The 247-nt window shown below is 46.6% G+C and carries 1 rRNA gene; it reads right to left on the bottom strand.

From position 1 onward, the window contains the following. Window positions 1-97 (bottom strand): 5S ribosomal RNA (rrf, locus tag KNQ14_RS16675); the annotation flags it as partial. Window positions 98-247 lie beyond the last annotated feature (150 nt).

The raw sequence follows: 247 nt of genomic DNA, 5'->3' as shown, positions 1-247 counted from the left end.
TCACAGGGGGAAGCCCCCAACTACTTTCGGCGTTCAAGTGCTTAACTTCCGTGTTCGGCATGGGAACGGGTGTGACCACTTGGCTATCGCCACCAGACATTTATTATCTTAACATTATGTTCGCATAACGTCAAGACTTTTTTTCATTTTTTTTGAAAGGCTCGCGCCCTCAAAACTGAAGTCATCAACAATGCATCTGCTAGAACAAGGCCTCGACCGATTAGTATCACTCAGCTCCACATGTCGC

The sequence above is a fragment of the Exiguobacterium sp. s161 genome (assembly GCF_018619045.1).
Classification (GTDB): domain Bacteria; phylum Bacillota; class Bacilli; order Exiguobacteriales; family Exiguobacteriaceae; genus Exiguobacterium_A; species Exiguobacterium_A indicum.
Note: the sequence above shows the minus strand (reverse complement) of the source record. Positions and strands in the feature narration are given on the sequence as shown.